Annotated in this window: 3 protein-coding genes and 1 pseudogene; 1 reads left to right on the top strand and 3 read right to left on the bottom strand. The window is 63.7% G+C overall.

Translation table 11 applies throughout. From position 1 onward, the window contains the following. On the bottom strand, nt 1–694 hold a 694-nt coding region (locus AUC71_RS11905; RefSeq protein ID WP_204376714.1), incomplete at its 3' end, for a hypothetical protein. A gap of 93 nt (nt 695–787) precedes the next feature. On the opposite strand from AUC71_RS11905, the gene AUC71_RS11900 reads away from it, so the two are divergent. Then, on the top strand, nt 788–1,585 hold the full coding sequence (locus tag AUC71_RS11900; RefSeq protein ID WP_083238320.1) for an AraC family transcriptional regulator: 798 nt from the start codon (nt 788–790) through the stop codon (nt 1,583–1,585). Nucleotides 1,586–1,737: 152 nt separating this feature from the next. Here the strand turns inward: AUC71_RS11900 and AUC71_RS22775 are convergent. Both AUC71_RS22775 and AUC71_RS11880 read right to left on the bottom strand, forming a co-directional pair. After that, nucleotides 1,738–3,567: pseudogene (locus tag AUC71_RS22775) on the bottom strand (extracellular solute-binding protein); the annotation flags it as partial. Then, a partial coding sequence (locus AUC71_RS11880; protein WP_244500929.1) for an ABC transporter substrate-binding protein occupies nt 3,567–4,427 on the bottom strand: 861 nt, incomplete at its 5' end. The gene AUC71_RS11880 and the pseudogene AUC71_RS22775, both read right to left, overlap by 1 nt.

Raw genomic sequence — 4,427 nt, 5'->3', positions numbered from 1 at the left:
TGCCGGGCTTCAGCGGCAATTCGCAGTCCTTCATCAAGAGCGCGCCGTTGTTTTCACTGTGGCAGCAGATCGCGTGGTCGCGCCCGTGCCCGTGCCCGTCACAGTCCTTGTAGATCTCGGAAGGACCGATGAACCAGAGATACTCCCAGCCTTCGGGCGCCGGCACTTGGTTGGCGAAGCGGTCGATCTCCGTGGCGATCAACCCGTTCACGTCGCCGATTGCCGCGAGCTGTTTCAGCCCCTCGAGCGGATCTGCCTGCCAGCGCACGACGAGCAGGCTCAAATCGCCTTCGGCCATGTCGTAGGCTTCTTCAGGAACCGCCAACGCCCCGGTGCAGCTTCTGAACTCGCCGGGGAACATGGTGCCGACATAGAGCCGTCCAGCTTTTTCGACCTTGAAGCTGTTCGAGGCCCGGGTCCCACGGAAGATCTCGCCGTCCTCGCCGATCCTGCACCAGAGCTGGAGCGCAGCCGGAAACGAGATCGGCGTCCCCTTGAGCGAGGTCGTGCCGGTCGCGAACGTCGAGACCTGATCGCCGGCCTTAAGATCGATCCCCGTGTCGAGCCACGGCGCCTTGTTCGAGGGCACGCGCAGGAAATGCGTATCCTTGACCGCGCCCGCGGGCGCTTGCGCCAGCAGCGCCTCGAATTCCGCCTGGAACGCAGTGTCGTCCAACGAAGGCCGGTCTTGCATGAAATCCTCCCGAGAATTGCCTTCCGATGCCCGCTTGGACCGCCTATCGTCGGGCCGCGACACCGGTATTTATTTTCGCGGAGACCTTAGCCGATGGATGCAACCTGCGACTTGCATGAACCTGCTACGCAGCGCTTTCATCCGTTTCACTCCCAGCTCTATCTCGGCGACGGACGGGCGGTCTATTGCGGCCCGCTTCAGCATCTGGAGGCGCATGTCTACGGCGCGCCGGTGCTGCATGTGGGCATTTACAAGCCCTTCAAGATGATGCTGGCCGACGGCGTATGGCGCAGCTACCGCGTCGCGGTCGTGCCGCCGGGCCTGCGTCATGCGCTCGATGTGGCGGGCGGCGTGCACGGGAAGCTGTTCATGGATGTCGAGAGCCTCTCGGCCTCCGCGTTCCGCCAGCGCTTCCCTTACCGGAAGGGCGTTGTCGGTCGATTCCGCGATGCCGAGATCGTCGAGCTCTTCCATTGGATCTTCGAGGAAAACCCGCGCCAGCCGGAAGTGGAGACGCGGCTCGATCGTCTCTTGCCGGCCGAGTATGGCGCAACGGTCGATCCGCGCATCGCGCAGATCCTCGCGCTCATCCGCAACGAGCCCGACCGGAATTACTCGCAAGGCGAGCTCGGCGAAGCGCTGGGGCTGTCGCCGTCGCGCGTCCTGCATCTCTTCAGCAGTGAGATCGGTGTACCGTACCGGCGCTACCGCATGTGGAAGCGCCTCTGGCTTGCCACCGAGCTCCTGCATGCGAACGACAACATGACCATGGCGGCCATGGAGTGCGGCTTCGCCGACGCCTCTCATTACAGTCACGCCTTCCGCGACACGTTCGGGGTCAATCCGGCGCCGGTGTTCCGCAAGATCGAGCGCTTCGAGCGTCTGGTCTAAATTTGCGCCTTGCGCCGGCCGCGCAAGTAGAGCGCGATCCCAAGGACAGCCAGCAGCACCCCGCCAAGGATCAGCCAAAGGCGCGAACCGTCATCCTCCGTCTCGTCGGCCGTGGTGATCTCATCGGCGGTCGTGCTCGCCGCCGCCGTTTTCGCCGTCTCGACCTTCGCGGCCTCGGCCTGGTTGAACCACCACGTATCGAGAATGCCGCGGTCGTATTTCGGCTTGGTCTCGGGGCGCGAGAACTTGTCCCAATAGGCGACTGTGTTGGAGCCCTTGTACCAGTGCGGCACCCAATAGTGCCCGGCGCGTAAGACCCGGTCGAGCGCGCGGGCCGCAACGGTCATGTCCTCACGGGTCTTGGCGGCGACCACCTTCTCGATCAGCGCGTCGACCGCCGGGTCCTTGATGCCGGCGAGATTGAGCGACCCGTCGAGATCGGCCGACTGAGACCCGAAATAGCTGCGCAGTTCCACCCCCGGCGTGCTGCGCATGACATAGCGCTGCGTGGTGACGTCGAAATCGAAATCCTTGAGGCGCTGCTGATATTGCGCCGGGTCGACCTGCGAATGCGCGCATGGATCCCGAGCAGGGTCAGGTTCTTCACATAAGGCGCGAGGATCCGCTCGAACGTGGGCTCGAATGTCAGGAATTCCACCGTGAGCTGCTCGCCCTGGTCGTTGACGCGCTTGCCGTCTTTGACCTGCCAGCCGGCCTCGTCCAGGAGCTTGCCCGCTTCGCGCAGGAGCTTTCGGTCCTGGCCCGAGCCGTCGCTCTCGGGCGGCATGACCGCGGGCTCCAGCGCACCCTCCGGGACCTCCACGCCGAGGCTTTCGATCAGCGCGCGCTCCGCATCCGAAGGCTCGCCTTCCGCCTCCATCGGCGAGTTCTCGAAGAAGCTCTGGGTGCGGTCATAGAGACCGTAAAACATGTTGCGGTTGGTCCACTCGAAGTCGAGGCGAGCGCCAGCGCTTCGCGCACCCGTGGATCCTTGAACTTGTCGCGCCGCGTATTGATGAAGAAGCCTTGGGTGCCGGACGGCGTTTCATCGGGCAGCACCTCTTTCTTCACGCGCCCGTCGCGGATCGCCGGGAAGTCGTACTCGGTCGCCCAGACTTTCGAGGTGAACTCCTCGCGAAAGTCGTAGGTGCCGGCCTTGAACGCCTCCATGCCGGCGGTGCGGTCGCGGAAATACTCGTAGCGGATCTTGTCGAAGTTCCAGCGGCCCTTGTTGACCGGCAGATCCTTGGCCCAATAGTCGGGATTGCGCTTGTAGACGATGGTGCGACCTTGGGCGAAATTGTCTACGACATAAGGCCCGGAGCCGAGCGGCGGGTCGAGCGTCGTCTCCGCGAACGGCTGCTCGGCGTAATAGGCTTTCGACAGGACCGGCAATCCCGCCACGGTAAGCGGCAGATCGCGCACCAGTTCGCCCTCGAAGGTGTAGCGCACCGTGTGCGGGTCGATGGCCTCGGCCTTGGTCACGTCGCGCAGCATCTGGTGATAGATCGGGTGGCCCTTCTCCTTGAGCGTATCGAACGAGAACACCACGTCGTCCGCGGTGATCGGGCTCCCGTCGGCGAAGCGCGCTTCGGGTCTCAAGTTGAAGGTCACCGACATGCCGTCGTCGGCGACTTCGGCGCTTGAAGCCACGAGGCCGTAGACCGCGTCGGGCTCGTCCGCCGCGCGGACCATCAAGCTGTCGAACAACAGCTCCAGCCCTTGCGCGGCGTCGCCCTTGAGAATGAAGTTATTGAGGCTGTTGAAGGTAGTGACGCCGCCCCAGCCGATCAGCGAGAGGGTGCCGCCCTTCGGCGCATCGGGGTTGGCGTAGGCGAAATGCTCGAAGTCCGGCGGGTAGGCGAGGTCGTGAAGGCCGAGAGGCCGTGCGTGCGTTCTGCGGCCTCCGCCTGTGACGCCATCAGCGCCAGGGCGACGAGGGCCGCGGCAAAAGAGGAGGAACTCGCGCGCGCCAATCTCATCAAGACTTCTTCGACGGCTCCTGTAACGTCTCGGCCTTGCCCTTGTCGTACCACCAGACTTGCAGGAAGCCGGGCGTCAGCCCCGGTAGCTTATCGGGCTGTCCATAGCGGTTCCAATAGGCAATGCGCACATAGGGCGAGAACCATTGCGGCACCACGAAATCGTGCCACAGGAGCACGCGGTCAAGCGCGCGCGTCGCCGCGACCAGCTCCTCGCGGTCCTTGGCGAAGATGATGTTGTCGATGAGCTTGTCGATCGCCTTGTTCTTGATGCCGATCAGGTTGGTGCTGCCTTCGCGGTCGGCGGCTTCCGAGCCCCAGAAGTCGCGTTGCTCGTTACCTGGCGAATCCGACTGGGCGAAATTGCCGACGATCACGTCGTAGTCGAAGCCGTTGAGCCGGCGCGTGTACTGGGCGGAATCGACCAGCCTGATCGAGCCTTTGATACCGAGCCGCTCGAGATTGCGCAGATAGGGCTGCACGATGCGCTCGAACAGCGGCGACACCAGCAGGAACTCGATGGTCATCGGCTGCCCCGTCTTCTGGTTGACGAGCGCGCCGTTCTTCACCGTCCAGCCGGCCTCCTTGAGGAGCTTTACCGCCTTGCGCAGATTGTTGCGCATTTCGGTCTGGTCCTCGTTCACCGGGTTCTTGTGCACCTCGGTGAACACCTCCTCCGGCACCTGATCCTTCACTTCGTTCAGGAACTCCAACTCCCGCCCGGTGGGTAGCGCGGCCTCCGCCGCCAGCTCCGAGTTTTGGAAGTAGCTGCCGACACGCTCATACTGCCCGTAGAACAGGTTCTTGTTGGCCAGCTCGAAGTTGAAAGCGAGATTGAGCGCCTGGCGCACGCGCGGGTC

Source organism: Methyloceanibacter marginalis, from assembly GCF_001723295.1.
GTDB classification, from domain to species: domain Bacteria; phylum Pseudomonadota; class Alphaproteobacteria; order Rhizobiales; family Methyloligellaceae; genus Methyloceanibacter; species Methyloceanibacter marginalis.
Note: the sequence above shows the minus strand (reverse complement) of the source record. Positions and strands in the feature narration are given on the sequence as shown.